The 23188-nt window shown below is 58.0% G+C and carries 23 protein-coding genes; 13 read left to right on the forward strand and 10 right to left on the reverse strand.

What is annotated here, in order from left to right; genetic code table 11:
• Positions 1-198 precede the first annotated feature (198 nt).
• From SIB38_RS11175 to SIB38_RS11200, 6 genes are all read left to right on the forward strand, one after another.
• Positions 199-738, forward strand: a complete 540-nt coding sequence (locus SIB38_RS11175; RefSeq protein ID WP_294113680.1) for a hypothetical protein — start codon at positions 199-201, stop codon at positions 736-738.
• Positions 739-786: 48 nt separating this feature from the next.
• Complete coding sequence (locus tag SIB38_RS11180) at positions 787-2511, forward strand: methyl-accepting chemotaxis protein (RefSeq protein WP_412550153.1); 1725 nt, start codon at positions 787-789, stop codon at positions 2509-2511.
• A gap of 137 nt (positions 2512-2648) precedes the next feature.
• Positions 2649-3776 carry a peptide chain release factor 2 gene (gene prfB, locus SIB38_RS11185; RefSeq protein WP_294113677.1) on the forward strand — a complete coding sequence of 376 codons (1128 nt, stop codon included), beginning with the start codon at positions 2649-2651 and terminating at the stop codon, positions 3774-3776.
• Positions 3777-3953: 177 nt separating this feature from the next.
• Positions 3954-5381, forward strand: a complete 1428-nt coding sequence (locus SIB38_RS11190) for an amidase (RefSeq protein WP_294113675.1) — start codon at positions 3954-3956, stop codon at positions 5379-5381.
• Positions 5382-5492: 111 nt separating this feature from the next.
• Positions 5493-6311: a DUF2189 domain-containing protein gene (locus SIB38_RS11195; protein WP_412552036.1), complete on the forward strand. Its 819-nt coding sequence runs from the start codon at positions 5493-5495 to the stop codon at positions 6309-6311.
• Between the two features lie 15 nt (positions 6312-6326).
• Positions 6327-6977, forward strand: a complete 651-nt coding sequence (locus SIB38_RS11200) for a pyridoxamine 5'-phosphate oxidase family protein (RefSeq protein WP_294113673.1) — start codon at positions 6327-6329, stop codon at positions 6975-6977.
• 9 nt (positions 6978-6986) lie between these two features.
• Here the strand turns inward: SIB38_RS11200 and SIB38_RS11205 are convergent, their stop codons facing one another.
• From SIB38_RS11205 to SIB38_RS11215, 3 genes are all read right to left on the reverse strand, one after another.
• Positions 6987-7199 (reverse strand): hypothetical protein, encoded by a 213-nt coding sequence (locus SIB38_RS11205; RefSeq protein ID WP_294113671.1) that lies wholly within the window; start codon positions 7197-7199, stop codon positions 6987-6989.
• Positions 7196-8350: an aromatic ring-hydroxylating oxygenase subunit alpha gene (locus SIB38_RS11210; RefSeq protein ID WP_412550154.1), complete on the reverse strand. Its 1155-nt coding sequence runs from the start codon at positions 8348-8350 to the stop codon at positions 7196-7198. The genes SIB38_RS11205 and SIB38_RS11210 overlap by 4 nt, the downstream gene beginning before the upstream one ends.
• Positions 8351-8508: 158 nt before the next feature.
• A complete protein-coding gene (locus SIB38_RS11215) occupies positions 8509-9201 on the reverse strand; it encodes a helix-turn-helix domain-containing protein (protein WP_412550155.1) in 693 nt (230 codons plus the stop codon).
• 306 nt (positions 9202-9507) lie between these two features.
• Here SIB38_RS11215 and SIB38_RS11220 point away from each other — a divergent pair, with 306 nt between their 5' ends.
• Positions 9508-9891, forward strand: coding sequence for a hypothetical protein (locus SIB38_RS11220; RefSeq protein ID WP_412550156.1), 384 nt, complete (start codon positions 9508-9510; stop codon positions 9889-9891).
• Positions 9892-9970: 79 nt separating this feature from the next.
• Here the strand turns inward: SIB38_RS11220 and ilvN are convergent, their stop codons facing one another.
• From ilvN to SIB38_RS11235, 3 genes are read right to left on the reverse strand one after another with little or no spacing between them, the layout of a single operon-like run.
• A complete protein-coding gene (gene ilvN, locus SIB38_RS11225) occupies positions 9971-10534 on the reverse strand; it encodes an acetolactate synthase small subunit (RefSeq protein ID WP_294113663.1) in 564 nt (187 codons plus the stop codon).
• 11 nt (positions 10535-10545) lie between these two features.
• Positions 10546-10947 carry a hypothetical protein gene (locus SIB38_RS11230; protein ID WP_412550157.1) on the reverse strand — a complete coding sequence of 134 codons (402 nt, stop codon included), beginning with the start codon at positions 10945-10947 and terminating at the stop codon, positions 10546-10548.
• A 3-nt stretch (positions 10948-10950) separates the two neighbouring features.
• Positions 10951-12705, reverse strand: coding sequence for an acetolactate synthase 3 large subunit (locus SIB38_RS11235; RefSeq protein WP_294113659.1), 1755 nt, complete (start codon positions 12703-12705; stop codon positions 10951-10953).
• Positions 12706-13007: 302 nt separating this feature from the next.
• On the opposite strand from SIB38_RS11235, the gene SIB38_RS11240 reads away from it, so the two are divergent.
• A complete protein-coding gene (locus SIB38_RS11240; RefSeq protein WP_294113657.1) occupies positions 13008-13382 on the forward strand; it encodes a bleomycin resistance protein in 375 nt (124 codons plus the stop codon).
• A 172-nt stretch (positions 13383-13554) separates the two neighbouring features.
• Positions 13555-14151, forward strand: coding sequence for a hypothetical protein (locus tag SIB38_RS11245; RefSeq protein WP_412550158.1), 597 nt, complete (start codon positions 13555-13557; stop codon positions 14149-14151).
• A gap of 3 nt (positions 14152-14154) precedes the next feature.
• On the opposite strand, the gene SIB38_RS11250 is transcribed toward SIB38_RS11245, so the two are convergent.
• Positions 14155-14805, reverse strand: a complete 651-nt coding sequence (locus tag SIB38_RS11250; RefSeq protein WP_412550159.1) for a response regulator — start codon at positions 14803-14805, stop codon at positions 14155-14157.
• The gene (locus tag SIB38_RS11255; protein ID WP_294113652.1) at positions 14802-16229 is read right to left on the reverse strand and encodes a cache domain-containing protein; all 1428 of its coding nucleotides are present in this window, start codon (positions 16227-16229) and stop codon (positions 14802-14804) included. Before SIB38_RS11255 ends, SIB38_RS11250 begins: the two co-directional genes overlap by 4 nt.
• 250 nt (positions 16230-16479) lie before the next feature.
• Between SIB38_RS11255 and SIB38_RS11260 the strand changes: the two genes are divergently transcribed.
• From SIB38_RS11260 to SIB38_RS11275, 4 genes are all read left to right on the forward strand, one after another.
• On the forward strand, positions 16480-17562 hold the full coding sequence (locus tag SIB38_RS11260) for a TRAP transporter substrate-binding protein (RefSeq protein WP_412550160.1): 1083 nt from the start codon (positions 16480-16482) through the stop codon (positions 17560-17562).
• A 122-nt stretch (positions 17563-17684) separates the two neighbouring features.
• Entirely contained in the window at positions 17685-18599 is a 915-nt protein-coding gene (locus SIB38_RS11265; protein ID WP_294113648.1) for a TRAP transporter small permease subunit, read from the forward strand.
• Positions 18600-18616: 17 nt separating this feature from the next.
• On the forward strand, positions 18617-20971 hold the full coding sequence (locus tag SIB38_RS11270; RefSeq protein ID WP_412550162.1) for a TRAP transporter large permease: 2355 nt from the start codon (positions 18617-18619) through the stop codon (positions 20969-20971).
• 209 nt (positions 20972-21180) lie between these two features.
• Positions 21181-22047 carry a hypothetical protein gene (locus tag SIB38_RS11275; protein ID WP_412550163.1) on the forward strand — a complete coding sequence of 289 codons (867 nt, stop codon included), beginning with the start codon at positions 21181-21183 and terminating at the stop codon, positions 22045-22047.
• A 129-nt stretch (positions 22048-22176) separates the two neighbouring features.
• Here the strand turns inward: SIB38_RS11275 and SIB38_RS11280 are convergent, their stop codons facing one another.
• A complete protein-coding gene (locus SIB38_RS11280) occupies positions 22177-22626 on the reverse strand; it encodes an RDD family protein (RefSeq protein ID WP_412550164.1) in 450 nt (149 codons plus the stop codon).
• Positions 22627-22715: 89 nt separating this feature from the next.
• Entirely contained in the window at positions 22716-23141 is a 426-nt protein-coding gene (locus SIB38_RS11285) for a DUF2852 domain-containing protein (RefSeq protein ID WP_294113623.1), read from the reverse strand.
• Positions 23142-23188 lie beyond the last annotated feature (47 nt).

Below are 23188 nucleotides of genomic sequence, written 5' to 3' on the forward strand. Positions count from 1 at the left end.
GCTGTAAGTCACTCTCCGGAAAGTGAAATATGAGCGGGAGCCGGAAGCGGTTTCCGCTTTTTTGTGCAGAATGTCGCAGGTCGCGCAAACGCTCAGTCCAGTTAACGAGGCGGCAACACTTGGCTCCTATGCAGGCGCAGCAAATTGCAGCCTAACAAGGACTCCTCCAATGAAAAAAACGCTTTTGCCGTTGTGGCCATGCTGGCCGCGACACCTGTTGTGGCCAACGAGTATGAACCTGCCATGGCAGCATTCCTGAACGACAACATCCGCACCTGGGCACAGGATCCGATCTTGGTGTCTGCGATCAAGGCGCAGAACGACGTGACCGCGGGGTACGATCAGGCGACCATCGACCAGATGGACACCACCTGGCGTGCCGAAGTGGGCGCAGCGGCGACCCCGACCATCACACCTGTGATCGAAAACCCGGCGGCCGATTTCCTGCGGACGCAGGTTGAAGCCTCCGCCGGTCAGATCACCGAGATTGCCCTGATGGATTCGGTTGGTCTGAACGTGGCGCTATCGGGTGTGAACTCCGACATGTGGCAGGGTGACGAAGCCAAATACCAGCAGACTTACAGCGTGGGACCGGAGGCCTATCACTTCAGCGAAGTGGAACTGGACGACTCCACCCGCACCTATCAGGTGCAGATTTCGATGACCATTGTGGACCCGGACACCGGAACCGGCATTGGCGCGATCACCGTTGGTGTGGACGCAGAAACCCTCGAATAATTGCTGTGCGATCCCCTCCAGGGATCGCAGTCTCTTCAGGAGTAGAATATGAAGTTGTTTTCGTCGGTTCTGGCGTTGTTTGATAAGCTGTCTGTGTTTTTAAAAGCCACGCTGTTGATTGTGGGCACCACGTTGATCGTGGCCACGATGCTGACCGTGGATTCCCAGCGTCAGGTGACCAAGTCGATCAAAAACGGTCTGTTGCAACTGGCCACCGAGATGACCAGTTCCACGGCAGCCAACGCCAGCGGTGCCATCCGCTTTGGCGACACCGAGTCCCTGCAGACCATTCTGGACACCACTTTGGCGCGGGCAGACGGGCAGGCGTTGTATGCGGTGGCTTTCAACAAAGCGGGCGAAGCCATTGGGTCTTCCGGTGTCAAGCCAAGCGGCGCGGGCTCTGACGTTGCGGCGCTGGCTAAGAAAACACTGCAAAGCGGGAAAGCGGCGCGGTCTGAAAGCGGCTATGTAATGGCAGAGCCGGCGCGCAGCGGCAAAGACGGCAGCAAGATTGCCGGCTCTGTGGCGATCATTTGGTCTCCGGATCAGGCACTGGCGCAGGCCCAAGCGGCGAATATGCTGTCAATTGCCACCGCCGGTGTGGTTTTTCTGGTGATGTGTACGCTGTGCGCTTGGGTGATCCGCACCGTGGTATCCCATCCGCTGCAGGATGTGCGCGAAGTGGTGCGTGACATTGCCGAGGGGCGCTATGACACGCCTGCAAAACACGTAGAGCGCGGGGACGAGATTGGCGGGATTTCCCGCACGGTTGAAGGCCTGAAAGTGCAGCTGGCCGAAGCCCATGAAGTGGAACAGGAGCAGAAGCTGGCTCAGCAGGAGCAGGACCGTGTGGTTGAGGCGCTGACAGCGGCGCTGCAGCGGTTGGCCGAGGGCGATCTGACCCATCCAATCGCGCAACGTTTCTCGGCAGGCTATGAGCCGCTGCGGGAGAACTACAACAACACGTTGGTCACGCTGGTGTCGATTATGGAAACCGTGGTGGAGAACTCCCACCGCATTCGCGCAAGCTCCAAGGAGATTGGCGAGTCTTCGACCTCGCTGGCGACCCGCACCGAAAGCCAGGCCTCCACGCTGGAGCAAACCGCCCATGCGATGGAAGAGTTGACCGCCAGCGTGAGCGCGGCTGCCGAAGGCGCCCGGAATGTGGAAACCATCGTTGCGGGGACAAAACGGACGGTGCAATCCAGCGGCAATGTGGTGCAACAAGCGGTCGATGCGATGTCGTTGATTCAGGCGTCTTCAGATAAAATTTCGCAGATCATCTCGGTGATTGACGACATCTCGTTCCAGACCAACCTGCTGGCGCTGAACGCGGGTGTGGAAGCGGCGCGGGCCGGGGACGCGGGGCGCGGCTTTGCGGTTGTGGCTTCCGAAGTGCGCGCTCTGGCGCAGCGGTCGTCTGAGTCTGCAGCGGAGATCAAAGAGTTGATCAACGAAAGTGCGACTCACGTGGACGAGGGCGTCCGATTGGTGGGCTGCACTGGCCACGAGTTGACCAAGATCATCAGTGGCGTGGCCACCGTGTCCGAGCACATCAGCGGCATTGCCGACGGCGCAGCGCGTCAGGCGGACACCCTGAGCGGGATCAACCGTGGTGTGGCGGAGCTGGATCGTGTGACCCAGCAAAACGCCGCCATGGTGGAAGAGACCGCCGCCGCCAGCACCGTGCTGCACAGCGACGCCAGTGAGCTGGCCGGGCAGGTGTCGGTGTTCAAGGTGACACCGGAAGGCACGGCGCGCCGGGCAGCGTGAGCACTGCAGCCAGCTGATCACACTGAAAAACTCTATGACGCACGGCTGGGCGAAGCGCTTGGCCGTGCGTCGTCACTTGCGGGGCAGGCGGGGCTGCGCTATCACGCTGATCTGAACCCATAAGAAGGTCTTTTCCCATGCGCGCTGAAGCTCAGAACACCGTTACAGAGATCGAAAAATCCCTGACCCTGTTGCGCCAGCGCATGGATTGGGAAACTGCGGCCTATCGGCTGGAAGAGTTCAACGCGCGGGTGGAAGATCCGAACCTGTGGGATGACGCCGCAGCGGCGCAGAAGCTGATGCGGGAGCGTCAGACTTTGGTGGACGCGATGGACAATGTGACCGCGATTGAGACCGAGCTGTCTGACAACATCGAGCTGATTGAATTGGGCGAGATGGAAGAGGATGAGGAGGTTGTGGCCGAGGCCGAAGAAGCGCTGAAGGCGCTGGCGGTCAAGGCGGCGGAGAAAGAGCTGGAAGCGCTGCTGGATGGTGAGGCCGATGGCAATGACACCTTCCTGGAGATCAACTCTGGTGCGGGCGGCACGGAGAGCTGTGACTGGGCCAGCATGCTGGCGCGGATGTATGTGCGCTGGGCTGAGAAGAAAGGCTACAAGGTTGAGCTGCAGGCCGAGAGCGCGGGCGAAGAAGCGGGCATCAAATCGGCGGCCTATAAGATTTCCGGGCACAACGCCTATGGCTGGCTGAAGTCCGAAAGCGGCGTGCACCGCTTGGTGCGGATTTCGCCGTTTGATAGCGCCGCCAAACGCCACACGTCGTTTACGTCGGTGAAGGTCTATCCGGTGGTGGATGACAACATCGAGATTGAGGTGAACCCGGCAGACATTCGGATCGATACGTATCGCTCCTCGGGCGCCGGTGGTCAGCACGTGAACACCACCGACTCGGCGGTGCGGATTACCCACCACCCCACCGGGATTGTGGTGACAAGCTCTGAGAAGTCGCAGCACCAGAACCGTGACATTGCCATGAAAGCGCTGAAGTCGCGGCTGTATCAGATCGAGCTCGACAAGCGCTCTGCGCTGGTGAACGAGGTGCATGAAAACGCCGGTGACGCTGGCTGGGGCAACCAGATCCGCTCTTACGTGTTGCAGCCCTATCAGATGGTGAAAGACCTGCGCACCAGCTATGAGACCAGCGACACCAAAGGCGTGCTGGATGGCGATCTGGATGGGTTGATGGCGGCGACATTGGCGATGGACGTGTCCGGCATGAGCCGCGCGGATGCGCAGTCTGAGGACTAACTTAATAGCCGGTTTGTGGGGGCTTTGCCCCCGTCACCGCGCGCGGTGACTCCCCCAGGATATTTGTGGAATGAGAATGTGCAGGCGCTTCATCGGGAGATGGGGCGCTTTTTGTTTGTGCGTGCGCTTGTGTGTTTAACCTGTTCATGATCCTCTGAACGGGAAGAGGAGCAGGGTATGGCAGAGTTTCTGGATTGGGATGCGGGCCAGTTGGCAGCGGCGATGCGTGGCGGGGATCTGAGCGCGGAGGCCGTGATGGCGGCGACTTTGGCGCGGATTGAAGCGCGCAATCCTGCGGTGAACGCTATTGTGGACTTACGGGACTCTGAGGTGTTGTTGGCGGAGGGGCGGTACGCGGATGCGGTGCCGGTTGCCGAGCGCGGCGCGTTGCATGGCATGCCCATTGCGGTGAAAGCGCTTTCAGATGTCAAAGGCATGCGGACCACTGAAGGCAGCCCGTTGTTTGCCGATCGGGTGGCGGACAGCGACAGTGCCTTTGTGGCGCGGATGCGGGCGGCAGGGGCGATTTTCATTGGTAAGACCAATGTCCCGGAATTTGGGTTGGGCTCCCACAGTTACAATCCGGTGCATGGGGTGACGTTGAACCCCTTTGATGCCAGTCGGACGGCAGGGGGCAGTTCCGGCGGGGCTGGCGCGGCTTTGGCGATGAACATGGTGGCGCTGGCAGACGGTAGTGACATGATGGGCAGCCTGCGCAATCCAGCCGGGTGGAACAACGTTTATGGCTTCCGGCCAAGCTGGGGGACCGTGCCCAAAGAGGTTGGGGCGGAGAGCTTCTGGCAGCAGTTGTCCACCATTGGTCCGATGGGGCGCAGTCCGCGCGATTGTGCGCTGTTGCTGTCGGTGATGGCCGAAGCCGAGCCGGGGGTGCCGTTTAATATGCCAGAGCGGGACTGGGACTTGCCGGAGGCCTGTGATGTCGCTGGCGCGAAGGTTGGCTGGTTGGGCGACTGGGGCGGGGTGATGCCGATGGAAGCGGGGATTTTGCCGCTTTGTGAGACAGGGCTTGGCGTACTTCGGGAGTTGGGCGCGGAGGTGGAAGATGTGGCGCCGCCTTTTGATGCGGAAGCGATGTTCCAGAGCTGGAGCGACTTGCGGGCCTTTGCCTTGGCCGGGGAGTTGGCCGCGCTTTATGAGGATGAGGCCACGCGAGGGCGGCTCAAGCCTGCGGCGCAGTGGGAAATCAAGCGCGGTATGGAGATGGGGGCGATGGCGTTGCATTGTGCCACCAAGGTGCGGTCGGAATGGTTTGCCGCGGCGGCCAAGCTGTTTGAAACTTATGAGGTTTTGGTGTTGCCCGTGGCGCAGGTGTTCCCTTTCCCGGCAGAGTGGGATTGGCCCAAGGAGATTGCTGGTGTGACCATGGACACCTACCACCGCTGGATGCAGGTGATGGTGCCTGCGAGCTTGCTTGGGTTGCCTGCGATCAGCGTGCCGGTGGGGTTTAGCGATGAAGGCCTGCCGATGGGCATGCAGATCATTGGCGCCAAAGGCACGGATGTGCGGGTGCTGGAGATTGCGCAGGCCTACCACGCGGCGACCAACTGGCCCAATAAACGCCCGCCGTACAGCGCAAACGGTTGATTTAAGATAGCAAACCAGCTTTGATCGCAGGGGAGCGAGCAGGCGCGGGGAGGGCGCATGTCTGAGGAGACCAATGTGGGTGCGGAGGACCAACGCACCACGAGTAAACCCATGAACGAAACGCAACTGTCTGCTGCGCGCACCGCCAATGGCGAGCGCGACCACGGGGCGCCCGCGTTGGGCGATGTTTCGGTGGGCATGTTGGGACAGTCGCTGCGGTTGGGGCTGCGCGATTTTCTCCGCAAGCCGATGTATGGCATTGGCTTTGGCCTGTTTTACGTGATTGGCGGCTGGCTGATGACCTGGCTGACGGTGGCGAGCGGGCAGAGTTATTGGCTGACGTTTGCGGCGATTGGCTTTCCGCTGTTGGGGCCGTTTGCTGCAGTGGGACTGTACGAAGTGTCGCTGAGGTTGGAGCGCGGCTGGGAGATCAATTGGCCGTTGATTGCCGGTGTGGTCTGGCGCCAGAGCAAAAGGCAGTTGCCGTCGATATGCGCCATCATCATCATTGTGTTCCTGTTCTGGTTCTTTCTGGCGCATATGATTTTTGCGCTGTTTCTGGGGCTGGCACCGATGACCAATGTGTCGAGTTCCTTTGAGATCTACACCACCACAAACGGCATCACGATGCTGCTGGTGGGCTCGATCGTCGGGTTTCTGTTTGCGCTGCTGCTGTACATGATCACGGTGTTGTCGTTGCCGCTGTTGCTGGATCGGGAGATTGATTTTGTGACCGCAATGATCACCAGCTTTGCCTATGTGCAGAACCATTTTGTTGTGATGCTCGTCTGGGCGGCGATGGTCGCGGGCTTGACCTTTGCCGCGCTGATCCCCGGGTTTCTCGGTTTGTTGATTTGCCTTCCCGTCCTGGGCCATGGCAGTTGGCATCTGTACGCGCAGATCAAAGCGGCGGGTGCGCAGGACAGCTAAGCAGGGGCAGGCGAGATGGTCGAGATAAAGTCGGAGTTTGTGATTTCGGACGAGGCGGGGTTGCGGGAGGTGTTCAAAACGCCAAACCCGGAGTCGTTGTCGCAGAAGAAATGCATCGACTATTTGGACAAACATGCGCGCAGCTTTATCGAGCGTTCGCCGTTCTTGTGTCTGGGCACGCAAGCGCCGGATGGGCTGGCAGACGTTACACCGCGTGGCGATCCCGAGGGCTTTGTGAAGGTGCTCGATGCGCGCACATTGGTGATCCCGGAGCGGCCGGGAAACAACCGGATTGATAGTCTGACCAATATTGTGGCGAACCCCAATGTCGGGCTGATCTTCCTGGTGCCGGGGTTTGACGAGACGTTGCGCGTAAATGGCACGGCTCAGGTGACCACGGACCCGGAGCTGCTAGCTCTGATGGAGGTGCAAGAGCGGTTGCCGCGCGCGGCGATTGTGGTGTCGGTGAAAGAGGTGTTTCTGCACTGTGCCAAAGCGTTTCGGCGCTCCAAATTGTGGGATCCGGCGTCGCTGCAGGACCGCAGCGAGATGCCTTCACTGAGCAAAATTGTGCTGGATCAGAGTACGGGTGCACCTGAAGATCCTGAGGAGATGGCCGAACTCGATGCGCAGCTGGAAGCGCGGTATCGGGAGACAATGTACTGACAAGGTGCGTCAGGCCTCTCGCCCCGTGGTTTTAAGTCGCCGGTGCAGGTCGGCTGACTTGGGGTGGCCTGTCTCAAGCGCGTAGACATAGGCCTGGGTGAGGAAAAAGCCCTCGGCCTCGGGGGTTTTGGCCGCTGTGGCGGCCTCTTCGTAGAGGGTGATCAGCGCATGTTTTTCGCCCTCGGAATGGGCGGCGAGCAGGTGGGCTTCCAAGTCGTTCATTGGTCGCGGTGCGCTTGCAGACGCGCGGCGACCCAGTCGTGAAAACAATGGGTGGGCGCGTCCATGGCAGGGGAGAAGCGGCCGCCGTCAAAGTGGGGCGCAGAGCGACCACGTTGCATGCCTTCGACCACAAAAATGTCTTCTTCAAACACCTGTTGCCATTGGGCGGCATTTTGAGAGCGTAGGGAGTCGTCAGTGTCTTGGTGGGCGTAGTAGAGATGCACGTGTTCGCGGGTATGATTGTGGGCTAGTGGTTCAAGGATGATGGCAAAGGCGTGGTCGCGCTGGGCCCCGAGGAGCACGTTGGGGTAGAGCGCGACGTATTCGGCGCCCTGATCCCAGAAGGCGGGCAGGTTGGCGAAGTCGGGGAAGGTGGTGCCATCCTCAGCGGTGATTTGGCGGTAGACGTGGGTGCCCTGGCCGGAGAAGTGCTCCGGTTCGACGATGTTGTAGTGATCTTCCAGGCGGGAGTAGCTGTTGAGGCCGGGGTGAACCCAGGGCAGGTGGTAGCTTTCGCAGTAGTTTTCCACCGCAAGCTTCCAATTGGTGGCGACATCCAGCGTGAAGCGGCTGTCTGCGCCGCCGTGGATGTGGGGTTGGTCAAAGGCGTGCCAGCGCGAAAGCAGGGCGGCGTGTTGGTCTTCAAAGGCGGGGGCATCGCCGGAGATGTTGACGAAGACAATGTCGTGCCAGATGTGGGAGCGGACTTCGATCAGGCCAAGTGTGGCACGGTCGATATCTGGATCGTTGTTTTGGCCGGGACCGCCGACGTGGGGTGTGGTGACCAAGCGGCCATCGGTGGCATAGCACCAGGAATGATAGGGGCAGCGGATGGCGCCTTCGATTTTGCGCGGTTCCTCTACGAGGATCATGCCGCGGTGGCGACAGACGTTGTTAAACACGCGCACAGTACCCGTTTTGTCGCGCAGAAGCAGGAGCGGCATGCCAAGGAAGGTCAGTGGCACGGCATCGCCGGGCTCGGGCACATCGGAAGCGACGGCGAGCCCCGCCCATGTGGACTTCAGCAGGGCGTCGGCTTCTTCGGTAAACACCCCCGGATCGGTATAATGCGCATTTGGCAATCCGTTGGCGGTGGCCACGGGCTGGCGCACGGCGGCGAGGGGATCGGCGAGAGGTTTTTGGTTGGACATGGCGGGCTCCAGAGGCTGGCACTGGTAGCCTAGGCGGCATAGTTAAGCGTGGTCCGGCCTGTCTGCGACAGCAGATGCCGCAGATGCGCCAGTCAGGTAAACGGGGTGTCCAGCATCAGGTGGTGCAGGTGGAACTCGGGCAAGTCATCCGGGCTGACTTATCCAGTTTGACGGGCCAAGGCGACGATGTCGCGCAGCGGGGCGTCGACATGTTCATAGACCATGCGCGCCACGCGGCGGCCGCGTAGGGTTTCGCGGGTGGGGCGGGCTGCATAGCCAACCCAAAATGTGTTGTTGAAAGCGGCGACACGCCCCAGGTAGTTGAATGTTGCCGCCATGTTGTGGCGGTGGGCAACATTGATGGAGATGCCATCTTCCTGCGCGGACACGTATCCTCGGAACTCCCGCAGAGGGCTGTTGGTGGGCAGTCCATGGGTGCTCATGGCTTGGCGGGGTTCATATCCGCGCAGAAACGTGTACTCCCCATCCCGGAAAATATAGACCAATCCAACAATCACGAGGTCGTCTTCCACAAAGCTTTTGCGGGAGAAACGATAAAACCCGGATGGCAAGGCCTCTTCAGATAGTGGGAGCATGCCACTTCCAACATTGGCCGCCAGGAAGGGATGGTTAAGCACGCCCGGACGGGTGTCCAGCTTGTCCAAAGGCTCAAGCAGAATGCGAGCGTCGACGTCAAAGAACTGGCAGATCAGGTGCAGCACATCAGGGCGGGGAAAGCTTTCTCCTGACAAGTATCGGCTGAATTGCGTGCGGTTGATTCCCAACTGCCTGCACAAATCGGAAACTGAGCGGTAGGGCGCGCAAAGATGCCGGAGGTTTCGCCCGAACATCCTTCGCAGTTCTGCTGGATGCGTTTCGCTTGGCGATACAGTCTCGGGTTGTGACAATTGGCTCTCCGGCTGTGTTTGTCATTGAAAGACCCGCAGAACGTGTGCAAAATCCGCATATGGTCAAAATCGATGCTTAATGGCGTCATCTTGGCGCATATTGGCACCAGCTTGCAATGGGGTCGACACAAAATTGACCATAGGTTGATGGGAAACTGGCTGTAGGCTGGGGCAGGGAGATGATCCGGCTGTGTTTTTGGCAGGGTCATTTGTGCACGGGACATAACGAGTTTCAGGGGAGGGAAGGGAATGAATGGCGTTGTGCTTTGGCATGACAGCAAAGGTGGTACAGCGGTTATTTGGTGTGAAGATCACGCGAATCTGGCCTATTTCAATGCCGAGAAAGACGCGTCTGCTTTGGGGAGCGACGTGGTCACTTTGGCGGCTGGTGATCTGGTGATGTTCGACATAATGATGGTTGGGCATCAGCGGCGGGCGTTTAATCTGCGTCGCCTGGCGCCGGGCACGCCTTTGGCCGAGCACCTGTTGCAGGCGGCGATGTCGGTGGAAACCGGAGAGGTTGGACGCGCGCTGCGGGCGGCGTTGCACTTGCCGGAAGCGGTGGAGGACAAAAAGACCTCGGCAAAGGTGATTGATCTGGAGGCGGCGGCGCGGTCGCGCAAGGTCAGTTAGCTGAACCCGGGCATTCGGACAAACAATCAAAATAAAAGGGGCCAAGCGGCCCCTTTTTTACTGTGCTGAGCAGGTGGTCTTATTCGGAGCCGCGCGACAGGGCAGCCACACCGGTACGCGCCACTTCGATCAGGCCCAAGGGGCGCATAAGGTCGGCAAAGGCATCGATCTTGCTGGGCGTGCCTGTGAGTTCAAAGACAAAGCTCTCCAGCGTGCTGTCCACTGCGTTGGCGCGGAAGATGTCGGCCAAGCGCAAGGCTTCGACGCGTTTTTCGCCAGAGCCCGCGACTTTGAACAGGGCCAGTTCACGCTCCACGGAGGCGCCTTCGACGGTCAGGTCATGCACGTCGTGTACTGGTACAATCCGGCCCAGCTGCGCCTTGATCTGTTCAATGACTTGCGGTGTTCCGGTGGTCACGATGGTGATGCGCGACAGGTGACCGGTGTGGTCGACCTCGGCCACGGTTAGGCTTTCGATGTTGTAGCCTCGCCCGGAGAAAAGACCAATCACACGGGCCAGAACGCCCGGCTCGTTGTCCACCAGAACAGCCAACGTGTGGGTCTCGACCTCGTCGGAGAAGTTCGGACGTAGGTTGTAAGCGGAGTGGCTCGTGGAGCCTTTTTTGATTTTTAGAGCAGCCATGGGTTTGCCTTTCAGTAAACGCTGAGAGAAAAGCTATCTCCAGCCTTTCTTAGTTCGAAGGCGACTTCATCGCCTTTGTTCATTTCGAAGCATTTTTGCTTGGACGATATGCTGGCAATGCGCATTGGTTTGGTTTTGGTTGATACTGGTCCAGACGGTGAAGCCAGAAGATACCTCGAATTTGTACCGAAAAATTTTCGGTCGTTGACGATCAACGTAGTTTCAAACATCGAAGCGCATTCATATGGTGGGCAGATACAGTATTCACCCGATGTCGTAGCAATTTCACTTGCTCTCCATAGGTCTGCGTCTTGCATCCATTCAACCTCCAAAAGCGTCGGGCGCTTAGGTGCCAACTGGTAGCCGACAATACCGACGCCAATGGCAATCGCTATTATCGACACCAATCGCATTGGTTACACCAGAACCGCGCCGCCGGCTTCGATGGCGCCTTGGGTGCTGGCTTCGCCCAGAAGCATTTCGTTGTGCGGTTTGCCCGACGGGATCATCGGGAAGCAGTTCTCGTGTTTCTCCACCAGACAGTCAAAGATCACCGGGCCGTCGTAGTTGATCATTTCCAAGATCGCCTCGTCCAGATCATCCGGATCGGAACAGATGATGCCTTTGGCGCCAAAGGCTTCGGCGAGTTTTACAAAGTCAGGCAGGGCCTCGGACCAGCTGTGGCTGTAGCGTTCGCCGTGCAGCAACTCCTGCCACTGGCGCACCATGCCGAGGCGTTCGTTGTTGAGGATGAATTGTTTCACCGGCAGGCGGAATTGTACCGCGGTGCCCATTTCCTGCATGTTCATCAGCCAAGACGCTTCACCGGCCACGTTGATTACGAGGCTCTCAGGATGGGCCACTTGCACGCCAACGGAGGCTGGTACGCCGTAGCCCATGGTGCCGAGGCCGCCGGAGGTCATCCAGCGGTTGGGATCTTCAAAGCCGAGGTACTGCGCGGCCCACATTTGGTGTTGGCCCACTTCGGTGGTGATGTAGCGATCGTGGTCCTTGGTCAGGGCTTCAAGACGCTCCAGCGCGTACTGTGGCTTGATGACGTTGCCTTCCTGAACGTATTTCAGGCATTCCACCTTGCGCCAATCGCTGATCTGGTTTTGCCATTTGGCGATCGCTTCGCGGTTCACGGTGCGGCCACGGGCCTTCCAGACTTTCAGAATGTCGGTCAGCACGCTTTCCACGTCACCCACAATCGGGATGTCCGCCGGGATCACCTTGTTGATCGAAGACGGATCGATGTCGATGTGGGCTTTCTTGGAGCCGGGCGAGAAGGCGGAGATCAGGCCGGTGATACGGTCATCAAAGCGCGCGCCGATGTTGATCATCAGGTCGCAGTCGTGCATCGCCATATTGGCTTCGTACAGGCCGTGCATGCCGAGCATGCCCAACCAGTTTTCGCCAGACGCCGGATAGGCGCCAAGGCCCATCAGGGTGGAGGTGATTGGAATGCCGGTGGCATCCACCAGTTCACGCAACAGCTTGGAGGCTTTCGGGCCGGAGTTGATCACGCCGCCGCCGGTGTAAAACACAGGGCGTTCAGCCTTCTCCATTGCTTCAACCAACTCGTTGATCGCGGTGATGTCGCCCTTGGTTTCGGGCTCATAGATCGAGGTGTCCGACTTCTCCGGCGCGGTGTATTTGCCGTTGGCGAATTGCACGTCCTTCGGGATGTCGACCAACACCGGGCCGGGGCGGCCGGAGCGCGCCACGTGGAAGGCCTGGTGCAGGGTTTCAGACAGGGTGTCTGTGTCCTTGGCCAACCAGTTGTGTTTGGTGCAGGGGCGGGTGATACCCACGGTGTCGGCTTCTTGAAAGGCGTCCGAGCCGATCATGAAGGTTGGCACCTGGCCGGTCAGAACCACAATCGGGATCGAGTCCAGCAGGGCATCGGTCAGGCCGGTCACTGCGTTGGTTGCGCCGGGGCCGGAGGTTACCAGCGCCACGCCAACCTTGCCGGTTGAGCGAGCATAACCTTCGGCGGCGTGAACCGCGCCTTGCTCGTGCCGCACCAGGATGTGGCGGATGTCATTTTGCTGAAAAATCTCGTCGTAAATCGGTAGCACCGCGCCTCCGGGATAGCCAAAGACTGTGTCCACACCCTGATCCTTCAGGGCTTGAACCACCATTTTTGCTCCGGTCATCTGACGTGTCATCATTCTCTCCGTTACCGACGACATTACTAGCTCACACAAAAAAGCCCCCGCTTATCAGCGAGGGCGCATGGGGTACCGTTATGGTGTCCGTTACCGGCCCATGCGCCTAATTCCGACAATGACGACTAGCCTTGGCATCGTATTTGTCCTCAAGTGGGGTCACTTATTGTGTTCGGATCGGACCTTATGGCTGCTGCATCGCGGCGTCAACCGCGAAATCTACAGAAAAGCACCGTTTCGGGCGTAAAATCTTTGCATTTGTTGCGTGAGCCACCGGCTTTCGCGAAATTTGAGGAAAAATCATGGGTAAATTCAGTCTGAATCAGATCACACCGTTTGTTCCCTGCAGCAATTTGGCGCGGCAAATCGCGTTTTACCGGGATGTGTTGGGCTTTGAGGTGGGATTTACGGCCGATAACTACGCATTCTTACGGCGCGAGGCCGTGGCGGTGCGTTTGATCGAAGTGGATCCGGGTGACGACCTGACGGGGCGGGAGACGTCATTCTACATCGACGTCCAGCAAATAGACGCGTTGTTTGCTGATATGCAGGAGGCGTTAGACGCATTGCCACAGGGTCGCGTTCGGGCGCCCTTTGATCAGGACTATGGGCAGCGCGAGTTCCACGTACTGGATGAAGATGGAAACCTGGTGTTTTTCGGTGAGGGGATTTCATAGCCGTATGGGAGCTACTGTGTTCGCCTCTATGCCGTTTTGACCTTTAGGCGCGATAAAGTTGAGGAACCAACTTTGGACGTCGACACGTTTTGGAGCGCCACCCTGCAAAATCGCTGTTTTATGTTATTATTTGCGCATTCATTTCACAGCAGCATTTTGAAAGGAGAGGGCTATGTCCTACCGGCGATTGGTTATTCCCAACATGTGGGCGCGGATGCAGCGCCTACAGGACGAAGACCTCAATGATAAGGACGATGATCCCGGCGATGATGAGATTTACGGGATTGTCACAGTGATACAGCGGTCCAATAGAGGCGTGCTTGAGGACACCCATGTGGGCGGGTCGGACAATTACGTGACTTTTACTCAAGCTGATCGCGGCAAATGGAAGGAACTGCAGCATACCGGGGAGTGGATGGGCGTTTGGGTGCCCTCTGACAGCCAAATCGAAGTAACCTGGTACCTCATGGAAGAGGACAGCATTTTAGATGATGATTTGGAAGAAGCCCTTGGCGACTTGGTCAAAGGGATTACCGAGGAAATCGAAGAGCTTCCAGGGATCGCGCGCGCAAAACGGCTCTATGCGCTGATTACAAAAGTTGTGGCGAGTATCAGTGGCGATGATGTGCTTGGCACACACAAGCGGTTCTTTGACTTAAGCCAACTTCCGCAACCGTTTGAATACCGGCGCACTTTTTCATGTAACGCCAATGATGCGGATTATACCGCCTGGGCGCGGTTGAATCTTGGAAAGAGCCGCAAGCGGTAACGCCTATAGACCAACACCGGTGCCTTGCAGCACGCCGTGTTCCATGGCGTAGCGGGTGAGGCCAGCGGTGGAGGAGATGCCCAGTTTGCGTTTGATGTTTTTGCGGTGGGTTTCCACGGTGCGCACCGAGATGTTGAGCTCATTGGCAACTTCTTTGTTGGATTTACCCTGGGCCAGTTGCAACAAAACAGTTTGTTCGCGGCTGGTGAGTGGTTCGCGGGCGCCATCCTCGGATGGCTCCAGCGAGCCTTTGGCGCCGGTGCAGAGGTATTTCTTGCCGCTCATCACAGCGTCGATCGCGGTTTTGATTTCTTCTGTGGGCACGTCTTTGAGCACATAGCCCATCGCCCCATGGCTGAGCGCGGTGGAAATGTACTCCGGGCTGTCGTGCATCGACAGGATCAACACGCGCAGGTCAGGGTCCATCTCCAGGAGCATTTCTGTGGCGGTGAGGCCGCCGATCTCTGGCATGTTGAGGTCCATCAACACCACGTCGGGATTCAGCGTGGGCAGTTGGTTCACGGCCTCGCGGCCATTGGAGAGGGTGCCGACAACGGTGATGTCGTCATAGCTTTCCAGAATGGACTCGATGCCTTCGGCCACCATGGGGTGATCGTCGACAATCATCACTTTGATGGTTGTGTCTGAACTCATGCGCTGGCCTTTCGGGTCTTGTCGTTGCCCTCGGTTTCGGGCGTCAGGATGTGGCTTAGCGGGACTTCTGCCACAATCACCGTGCCGGAGCGAGAGGAGAATATGCGGAGGGTGCCGTCGAGTTGCTCAACGCGTTCCTGCATGTTGCGCAGACCGAGGCCGCCGCGCGCGGAGGGATCGCGTTCCTGCGGCAGGCCCTTGCCGTTGTCAGCGATCCGCAGGGTGGCGCCTTTCTTGTGGCCGCGCACGTCGATGGAGACGGTGGTGGCTCCGGAGTGGCGTTCGATGTTGGTTAGGGCTTCCTGAGCAATCCGGTATAGCGCGATTTTGGCGTCTTGATCGAGGCGGTTGCGGAAAACCACGGTGTTGAAGTGGGTCTCAATTCCTGTGCGGGTGGAAAAGTCGTCTGTCAGGGCTTTCAGGGCGGGGCCGAGGCCGAGGTCGTCAAGCACGCCGGGGCGCAGGTCGCGGGAGATACGGCGGACCTCCTGGATAGCGCCAGAGAGGTGATCAACGCCCTTTTCCAGAGACTCTAATCCGCGTTCGTCGCCGTTCTTGAGGCGGCGGGTCGCGCTATCGAGGGCATAACGTACGCCAACAAGCAGTTGCGAGATGCCGTCATGCAATTCGCGAGCCACGCGGCCACGCTCTTCTTCTTGCGCGTCAAACACCCGCTGGGTCAGGGCTTTGAGTTTGGCGTCAGCAAGACGGCGTTCGCGCACAGTGATGAAGAAGCCGGAGAGGAAAACAAGGGTGAGGCAGGCGACGGTGATCACCAGGATGTAGAAAGAAGTGCGTTGCACGCGTTCCTCCACATCGGCGCGCGCAGCGGCGACGCTTTCAAGTACGTCGTCGATAAATATGCCGGTGCCAACCACCCACTGCCAATCTTGCAAGCCGACCACATAGGTGACCATTCGGGCAGTTTCTAAGGATGAGGGCTTAGCCCAGTCAAAACTGTGATAGCCGCCGCCGGTGCGGGCGATGTCGATCATCGGATCAGTGACTTCGGTACCGTTCAAGTCGGTCAATCCACGCCAGTTTTTGCCAATCAGATACGTTTGTCTCGGGCTGACCAAATTGTTGCCGTCGTAGTCAAACACAAAGAAATAGCCGTCTTGGCCATAGAGCATGGACGACAGGATTTGCGTGACAGCAAGCTTGGCTTCGTCGTCATCTGGAGCGGCGCGGCCATAGATGTTCACAAAGGCTGTTCGGGCGATGGAAATATAGTTTTTAAGCTCGGCTTTCTTGGCTTCGATCAGCTGGGTTTCCAGCGCACGGATCTCGCGGTCGGCCAATTGGCGCGATTGGTTGGCCACCAGCACGGAGATGGCCGCCACAGCCAAAAGCAGCGGTACAGTGGCCAGCAAGAAGAGCTTCTGACCATAAGACAGGCGCAAGTAGGGTAAGAAAGGTCGCATGTTCGATTCGTTACGAGAGATCGGGGGCGAATCATAGAAGAGAATCAAAAACGGTGGCGCTAACGTTGCCGTGATTTACAATTTTTTTGCCGGAATTGGTCAGCATTTTTTGCCATTTGGTCGGTTTCTACGCGGTAGTGGGTATTTCCTCTACGTAGGGTCACCGCTAGGCTCGCCACACTTCAACGATCCGCTCGGACTCTCTGGAGCGAGAACCGGGCTGAACATAATTTCTGGGAGGAAAACCTTAATGGATCGTCGTTCTTTTCTGAAAACATCTGCACTTGGCGGTACCGCAGCAGCGGCCAGCACTCTGGCGGCGCCTGCTTATGCGACCGGCAAGCAGACTCTGACCATGGTAACATCCTGGGGCCGTGGCCTCGCGGGTGTGTTTGACGCGGCTCAGCACGCAGCAGACACCATCAACGCGATGTCCGATGGCAACCTGACCGTTGACATCAAAGCCGCAGGCGAACTGGTTGGCGCGTTTGAAGTATTTGACGCTGTGACCGCTGGTCAGGCTGACATGTACCACGCCGCTGACTACTACTTCGTAAGCCAGCACCCAGGTTACGCGTACTTCACCGCGGTTCCGTTCGGCATGACCGCACAGGAACTGGTGAACTGGTACTACCACGGCGAAGGCCACGCACTGCATGACGAACTGGGCGAAATCTTCGGCCTGAAGTCCTTCATCGCAGGTAACACCGGTGCACAGGCTGGTGGCTGGTATTCCAAAGAGATTGCTGGTCCAGAGGACTTCCAAGGTCTGAAGTTCCGTATGCCAGGTCTGGGTGGTCAGGCGCTCGGCAAGATGGGTGCTTCCGTACAGAACCTGCCAGGTTCCGAAGTGTATCAGGCGCTGGCGTCTGGCGCGATCGACGGCACCGAGTGGATCGGTCCGTGGGCCGACGAGAAAGCCGGTTTCCAGGAAATCACCAAGTTCTACTACACCGCGGGCTTCCACGAGCCAGGTGCAGCTCTGACGCTGGCGACCAACCGCGAAGTGTTCGAAGGTCTGACCCCTGCAAACCAGAAAATCATCGAAACTGCCGCCGCAGCCACCCACCAGTGGAACCTGGCGCAGTTCCTGAACAACAACGGTGCGGCGCTGCAGCGTCTGCAAGCCGGTGGTGTGAAGGTTCTGGAATTCCCAGATTCCGTATGGGACGCAATGGGCGCAGCCGCGAAAGAGACCATGGACGAGTACATGGACGACGAACTGTTCGCAAAAATTCGCGCGTCTGTGGAGACCAGCATGGCTGCGTCTTCCAACTGGCTGGTTAAGTCCGAAGGGACATACCGTGCACAGCGTTACCGCGTGATGGGCTAAGCCCTTGAGACGCTAAGCAAATTGGCCCCCCGGTGATTTCCGGGGGGCCTTTTGCAAAAACAGACAGGGCGCGGATCGCAGCACTGTCAAAAATCCAAAAACAATAAGGGGATGAGGGGACAATGCTGGACGGTCTGGTCTGGTTCTTTTCCAACATTGGCCAAGCCTTTGTGAACGCGGGATACGCGATCACACATCCGGGCATGTGGCTGAGCTGGATTGGCGGCCTTGAGACCACCGAGGACAAACAAGCGCTGATGCGGTTTGTTTACTACGGTGGCTCGGTTGAGTTTTTCTTTGTGGTGTTCACGCTTTTCCTGATCGTTACGGCGGTTGGTATTGCGCGACCCAATTTCATGTGGGGATGCGTGCGCGTTCTGGAAGGTCTTGCCAACTCGGTGGGCCGTTTCTTTGCGTGGGCGGGTCTGTTGATGGTTCTTCAGCAGATCGTGATCGTCTTTATGCAGCGGATCTTCACGGTGCCAGAGATCAGCCTGATTTACGGCGTGAGCTGGCTGACGTTTGACGTGAGCTGGTGGGCGGAAGAGCTGAAGCTGTATAACGCCATGATCGTCTGTATGTGTGCGACCTACACCTTTGTGCAGGGCGGCCACGTCCGCGTGGACCTTGTCTACTCCGCGATCAGCCACCGTGCAAAGCGTGTGATCGATATGCTCGGTTCGCTGCTGTTTATGATGCCGGTTGCGGTTCTGACCTGGATGTACGGCTGGTTCTTCATGTGGCGTCACCTTGTGACCCCGAAGGTATCGGCGTCCGACAAGGTTGAGATCCTGATGAAAAAGGCCCGTATCCTGAAATGGAACGTGGAAACCATCGGTTTCTCTCCAAACGGCTTCAACGCTTACTTCCTCTTCAAAGTGCTTCTTATTTGCTTTGCCGGCATGGTCTTCTTGCAGTCCATTGCGTTCTTCTATCGCTCGTATCTCGAGTTCAAAGAAGGCGCCGGCAGCGCTGGCAAATACCTCGACCGCGATACGCTGGGCGAGGGTGAAGAAGCCTATGAAGGCACACACTGATCTAAGGGGCAGAACTAATGCTATTTGGACTTGATGGGGTCGAGATCGGCCTGATTATCGTCTTCCTCTGCCTCTTTGGGGGCATTCTCTCCGGCTTCCCTGTGGCGTTTGCCATCGGTGGCGCAGGGGTTATCTCCTTCGGGATCATTGCGGCGCTGGACAGTGCCGGGATCCTGATTCACCAAGCGATTGACACCAGCTCAACCATGTACGCCGACTTGATCGCGCAAGGGGTGAAGGCGGACGCAATCTCGATCTTCCGATACCCGGATTTGCCGCGTGTGGCAGAATCCGTGTTCCCGGGCGGCTGGGAACAGGCGATGAACCGCAACATCAGCTTTGTGGTCAACCGGATGAACGAGCGTGTGCTTGCCGGTCAGTCCATCGAAACGCTGTTGGCGGTTGTGATGTTTGTTTTGATGGGAATCACGCTGGAACGCTCCAAGATCGCAAACGACCTTCTGACCACCATGGCGCGCGTCTTTGGCCCGCTGCCAGGCGGTCTGGCGGTGTCGGTTGTGGTTGTGGGTGCTTTCCTCGCGGCCTCCACCGGTATCGTGGGCGCAACGGTTGTGACCATGGGCTTGCTGTCGCTGCCAACTATGCTGAAGCACGGGTACAACCCGAAGCTGGCAACCGGTGTGATTGCGGCGTCTGGTACGCTGGGCCAGATTATTCCGCCATCTATCGTGATCGTTCTTCTCGGCACGCTGGCGGGCGACCTTTACTCTGCGGCACAAGAAAACCGTGCGCAGGTGGCAGGCTGTTCTGATGCGCTGACCTTCTTGGGTGAGCCAGCAGTTGTGTCTGTTGGGACATTGTTCCAGGCGGCGCTGATCCCCGGCATCATGCTGGCGGTGCTCTATGGTCTCTATGCCTTTGGCTACGCGCTGTTTAACCCCAAAGAAGCCCCAGCGGTGGAAATGGGAGACAGCGGCGGTGAAGCCATCACCCGTGGTGAGAGTCTGACTTGGTTCCTCGCGGTTCCTGCGGGTCTGATTGCTGGTGTTATCCTTTTGGGACAGGTCAATGTGATTGGCTCTCAGGACGTGACCGTGGACAGCTTCTCGGATGCGGGTCAAACCGCCAGCCTGCGCACCAACGTTGGCGAAGAGTGTAAAGCGTCGATGATTGAGCTGCATGGTCAGTTGGCCTGGGATCAGGCTGTGGCTGAACAGACAGCGATTGACGAAGCGGGCGGGGTGGCCGAAGCGCGGGCTTTGACTGACGAAGAGCGCTCTGCTCTGCGTGTTGAGAAGATTGCGGCTGCGGCGCCAATCGGTTCTGGCCTGGCCATCGGCTACCTGTTGCTGGCTCTGATCCTGACCACGGCACGTGGTGTGGCACCAAGCGCGGACACCCGTCCGCTGCTGATTGGTGGTGCTGGTATCGTTCTGGCTCTGGCCGTGGATGCACTGGTGATCTCGCCGGTGACAACGCCGGGTTGGACGCTGATCTACATGGCTATCCCTCTGGCAATGACGCTCTACGGTGTGCGCTATGGCGCGGGTCTGCTGGGCAAAAACGAACTGCTGCGTGTGGTCTTCCCACCGCTGGTTCTGATCATTGCTGTGCTGGGTTCGATCCTCGGTGGTATCACCAACCCGACACCGGCGGCTGCGCTGGGTGCCGGTGGGGCGATCATGCTGGCGGCTTACCGGCGTCTGCACGATGAGGGCCGTTCCGGCGGGATCATCATCTGGTCGACCTTTGCGGTGATCATCATGATCCTTGTAGGCGTGAACTTTGACCTGCGTATCAACCAGGAAGTTGTCTCCACTGAGAACGTGATTGCGTTCTTCGTGGCCAAAGGCACCTATCTGTTTGCGATGTTTGGTCTGCTTTACGGCTGCTTCGTGCTGTTCCGTGGCAAGGTGCTCTCGCCGATCGTGCGGGAAACCGCGAAGGTGACCTCGATGGTCTTCACCATCCTGATCGGTTCGCAGCTCCTGAACCTGGTGGTGATCAGCTTTGGTGGCGAGCATTACATTCAGCAATTCCTGAAGTCGTTTGACAACGAGTTCAAGGTTTTCCTGATCGTGATGCTGGTGCTGTTTGTGATGGGCTTTGTGCTCGACTTCCTCGAGATCATTTACATCGTGATCCCGATTGTCGGCCCGGTCATCTACGGCGGTACCTTTGATCCAAAATGGGTCACCATCATGATCGCGGTGAACCTGCAGACCTCGTTCCTGACGCCTCCCTTTGGTTTTGCGCTTTTCTACTTGCGAGGGGTGGCGCCAAAAGAGGTCACGACCGGGCATATTTATAAGGGCATCATTCCCTTTGTGCTCATCCAGGTCGTGGGGCTTGCGATCCTATGGTACGTGCCATCGATCGTGACGATCCTGCCGGATCTGATCGGGAACTGATCTGAGACGTAAAAGACCAAAAAGAAACGGGGGCCATTTGGCCCCCGTTTTGCGTTTTGGGATGTATGTCGAATTCGGTTGCGGCGTGGCGTTTATGGTTTGTTCAGCAGACAAAGCTGCGCGCCTTAAGGTATCTGATTGCGGTCAGGGCTCTCCTTAAAATTGTCTTAATCTGCGTGCAAACAGGACTTTCCAGAAGGAGAGTTGGTTTGCGTAAGACATATTTTGTTCTGATGTTTTTGTTGGGAATTGTGGCTGTTGCAGCGGCCATCCCCGGGATGCCGTTGATGATTGCCTTGTATACGTTGTTCATCGGTTACCCAGTTATGATTGTGTGCATCAACGGATTCTTCTACGGGCTCTTTTTCGCGCCCGGTATTTTGCGAGAAACTCGTAGTGCATGGCTGATTTCGGCCACGTTGGCGGTTGTGTTTGCGATGGGGCCATTTGCAGTTTCAAAGATCTGGGTCAGTGGCTTACAGCCAGCAGACGTTGCACCCGACATGCCACTTGCAGAACAGGTCAAGGTGCTCGATGTCGTTTTGCCCCAAAAGAAAGTCGATAGGTTGGGCACGTTTGGCTACATTGGCAACTCTTGTGGCCAGTTGTGTGTGCATGTTCTGGAAACCGGGCAGGTTGCCGCCGTCCGCGTGATTTGGGCCGGCAGTGACTACGACATTGCCAAGGTGCATTTGTGGTCCCATGAAGAGAATGCGGTCATCGTCGGACAAGCTAAGGCGGGTGACGTGACTTTGGACTTGTCGGATTGGGCGTCGCGGTCTTTTTACGAAAGCAACCGGGATCGTAGTTGGTCGATCAAATATGACTTGGAGAAGACGTGGGCTGTTGCAGCACCTGCCTATGAACGAGATGAGGCGCAAGCGCTGTACTTGCACACAGCTGTCAATTATCGCGGCTTTTTTCCAATTACCGTTTTGCTTCCTGATATCCGGGGGCTCGGCAGTACGGTTCCAAGCGCGGGGTATCGGATGTTTCGCGTCGAAAGTCAGTGGTCCAATGCGATCTCGATTTCGCAGGTCTTTGCAGATCTTGGGTTTAGCATTCCGTACCGTTGATCGCTTGTCTCAAGAGATCCATTCCAGTGAGGGACTGTTTAACGTCGCTTCGGGGGCTCGGGCGTGATGTAGATAGCGGGCGTCCGGTGCGCCCGCTCCAGGGTAATCACTATTTGGGTTTTAGCCGTTCTAGTACCGCGCGGCGCGGTTGATGGCGACGGAGCCCATGACGTGGTCGGTGAGGCCTTGTTTGCGGTCCGTGGTGATCATCAGCACAATCGAGATGATTTGCAGAATTGGGAACATTACGGACACCGTGAAGCCCAAGGTGTGCAGGAAGGCGGACCCGAGATCAAAACGGCTGCCGTCGGATTGACGCAGTTCGATGGACATCAGGCGCATGCCCCAGGTGGCGGAGCCGGTGGCTATGGTGACCACGCGGTAGGCAAAGCCAAACACAAACAACAGCGCACCAAAGAAGAAGAGGCCGGTGAAGGCGGTGAACGGCAGCACCAGCACACAGAGCACAAAGATCAGGCCGGTGTCGATCAGCCACGCCAGCAGGCGCTTGAAAGTCACGTCTTCGTAAAACTCGGACTGGGTGTCCGGATCGGGTAGGGCAAAGCTGCGGTGGCTCATGTCTCTCTCGTTTTGGTGGGGGCCGGTATTGTATAGAAAACGGCGCGGAAGATGTCTCCCGCGCCGTGACTGCTCATAAAGGCGCGCGCTTAGGCGTCTTCGGTTTCACGGCGCTCGTCGGCCGCTTTGGTGGCGCGTTCGTCCATGAACTGGTCAAACTCTGCCTTGTCTTTGGCGGCGCGCAGACGCTCCAGGAAGTCCTCAAAGCTCTTCTGCTCGTCTTCCAGACGGCGCAGGGTCTCGTCGCGGTAGCTGTCAAAGGCGCTGTTGCCGGAGGAGGCCATCACATGCATGCGGCGAGAACAGCTGCGGTTGCGGGAGGATTTCTTGAACATATCTTTGCTCCAGATCATGTAGAACAGAAGGGCCAGGCCAACAGGCCAGAAGAACACGAAGCCAAGAACCATGGCGGCAATCCAGGCACCTTTGCCTTTGCTGTCCAGCCAGGCCTCGCTCTTGCCAAACCAGCTGAGGTGCTGGGTGTCGGCGGTATGGGCGGTTGCGGCAGGGGTCATAACTGTCTCCGAGTTGTGTCTGTTGTGTCTCTGTGAGGCGGTATGTA

The sequence above is a fragment of the Shimia sp. MIT910701 genome, from assembly GCF_047126315.1.
GTDB lineage: Bacteria > Pseudomonadota > Alphaproteobacteria > Rhodobacterales > Rhodobacteraceae > Shimia.

Bases quoted from the DNA above. Each gene is read 5' to 3' on its own strand.
- SIB38_RS11265 (WP_294113648.1), top strand. From the start codon at position 17,685: ATGCTGGACGGTCTGGTCTGGTTCTTTTCCAACATTGGCCAAGCCTTT.
- SIB38_RS11270 (WP_412550162.1), top strand. From the start codon at position 18,617: ATGCTATTTGGACTTGATGGGGTCGAGATCGGCCTGATTATCGTCTTC.
- SIB38_RS11255 (WP_294113652.1), bottom strand. From the start codon at position 16,229: ATGCGACCTTTCTTACCCTACTTGCGCCTGTCTTATGGTCAGAAGCTC.
- SIB38_RS11240 (WP_294113657.1), top strand. From the start codon at position 13,008: ATGGGTAAATTCAGTCTGAATCAGATCACACCGTTTGTTCCCTGCAGC.
- SIB38_RS11215 (WP_412550155.1), bottom strand. From the start codon at position 9,201: ATGTTCGGGCGAAACCTCCGGCATCTTTGCGCGCCCTACCGCTCAGTT.
- SIB38_RS11285 (WP_294113623.1), bottom strand. From the start codon at position 23,141: ATGACCCCTGCCGCAACCGCCCATACCGCCGACACCCAGCACCTCAGC.
- SIB38_RS11180 (WP_412550153.1), top strand. From the start codon at position 787: ATGAAGTTGTTTTCGTCGGTTCTGGCGTTGTTTGATAAGCTGTCTGTG.
- SIB38_RS11260 (WP_412550160.1), top strand. From the start codon at position 16,480: ATGGATCGTCGTTCTTTTCTGAAAACATCTGCACTTGGCGGTACCGCA.
- SIB38_RS11220 (WP_412550156.1), top strand. From the start codon at position 9,508: ATGAATGGCGTTGTGCTTTGGCATGACAGCAAAGGTGGTACAGCGGTT.
- SIB38_RS11205 (WP_294113671.1), bottom strand. From the start codon at position 7,199: ATGAACGACTTGGAAGCCCACCTGCTCGCCGCCCATTCCGAGGGCGAA.
- SIB38_RS11280 (WP_412550164.1), bottom strand. From the start codon at position 22,626: ATGAGCCACCGCAGCTTTGCCCTACCCGATCCGGACACCCAGTCCGAG.
- SIB38_RS11190 (WP_294113675.1), top strand. From the start codon at position 3,954: ATGGCAGAGTTTCTGGATTGGGATGCGGGCCAGTTGGCAGCGGCGATG.
- SIB38_RS11195 (WP_412552036.1), top strand. From the start codon at position 5,493: ATGAACGAAACGCAACTGTCTGCTGCGCGCACCGCCAATGGCGAGCGC.
- SIB38_RS11230 (WP_412550157.1), bottom strand. From the start codon at position 10,947: ATGCGATTGGTGTCGATAATAGCGATTGCCATTGGCGTCGGTATTGTC.
- SIB38_RS11200 (WP_294113673.1), top strand. From the start codon at position 6,327: ATGGTCGAGATAAAGTCGGAGTTTGTGATTTCGGACGAGGCGGGGTTG.
- SIB38_RS11210 (WP_412550154.1), bottom strand. From the start codon at position 8,350: ATGTCCAACCAAAAACCTCTCGCCGATCCCCTCGCCGCCGTGCGCCAG.
- SIB38_RS11235 (WP_294113659.1), bottom strand. From the start codon at position 12,705: ATGACACGTCAGATGACCGGAGCAAAAATGGTGGTTCAAGCCCTGAAG.
- SIB38_RS11250 (WP_412550159.1), bottom strand. From the start codon at position 14,805: ATGAGTTCAGACACAACCATCAAAGTGATGATTGTCGACGATCACCCC.
- prfB (WP_294113677.1), top strand. From the start codon at position 2,649: ATGCGCGCTGAAGCTCAGAACACCGTTACAGAGATCGAAAAATCCCTG.
- SIB38_RS11175 (WP_294113680.1), top strand. From the start codon at position 199: ATGCTGGCCGCGACACCTGTTGTGGCCAACGAGTATGAACCTGCCATG.
- SIB38_RS11245 (WP_412550158.1), top strand. From the start codon at position 13,555: ATGTCCTACCGGCGATTGGTTATTCCCAACATGTGGGCGCGGATGCAG.
- ilvN (WP_294113663.1), bottom strand. From the start codon at position 10,534: ATGGCTGCTCTAAAAATCAAAAAAGGCTCCACGAGCCACTCCGCTTAC.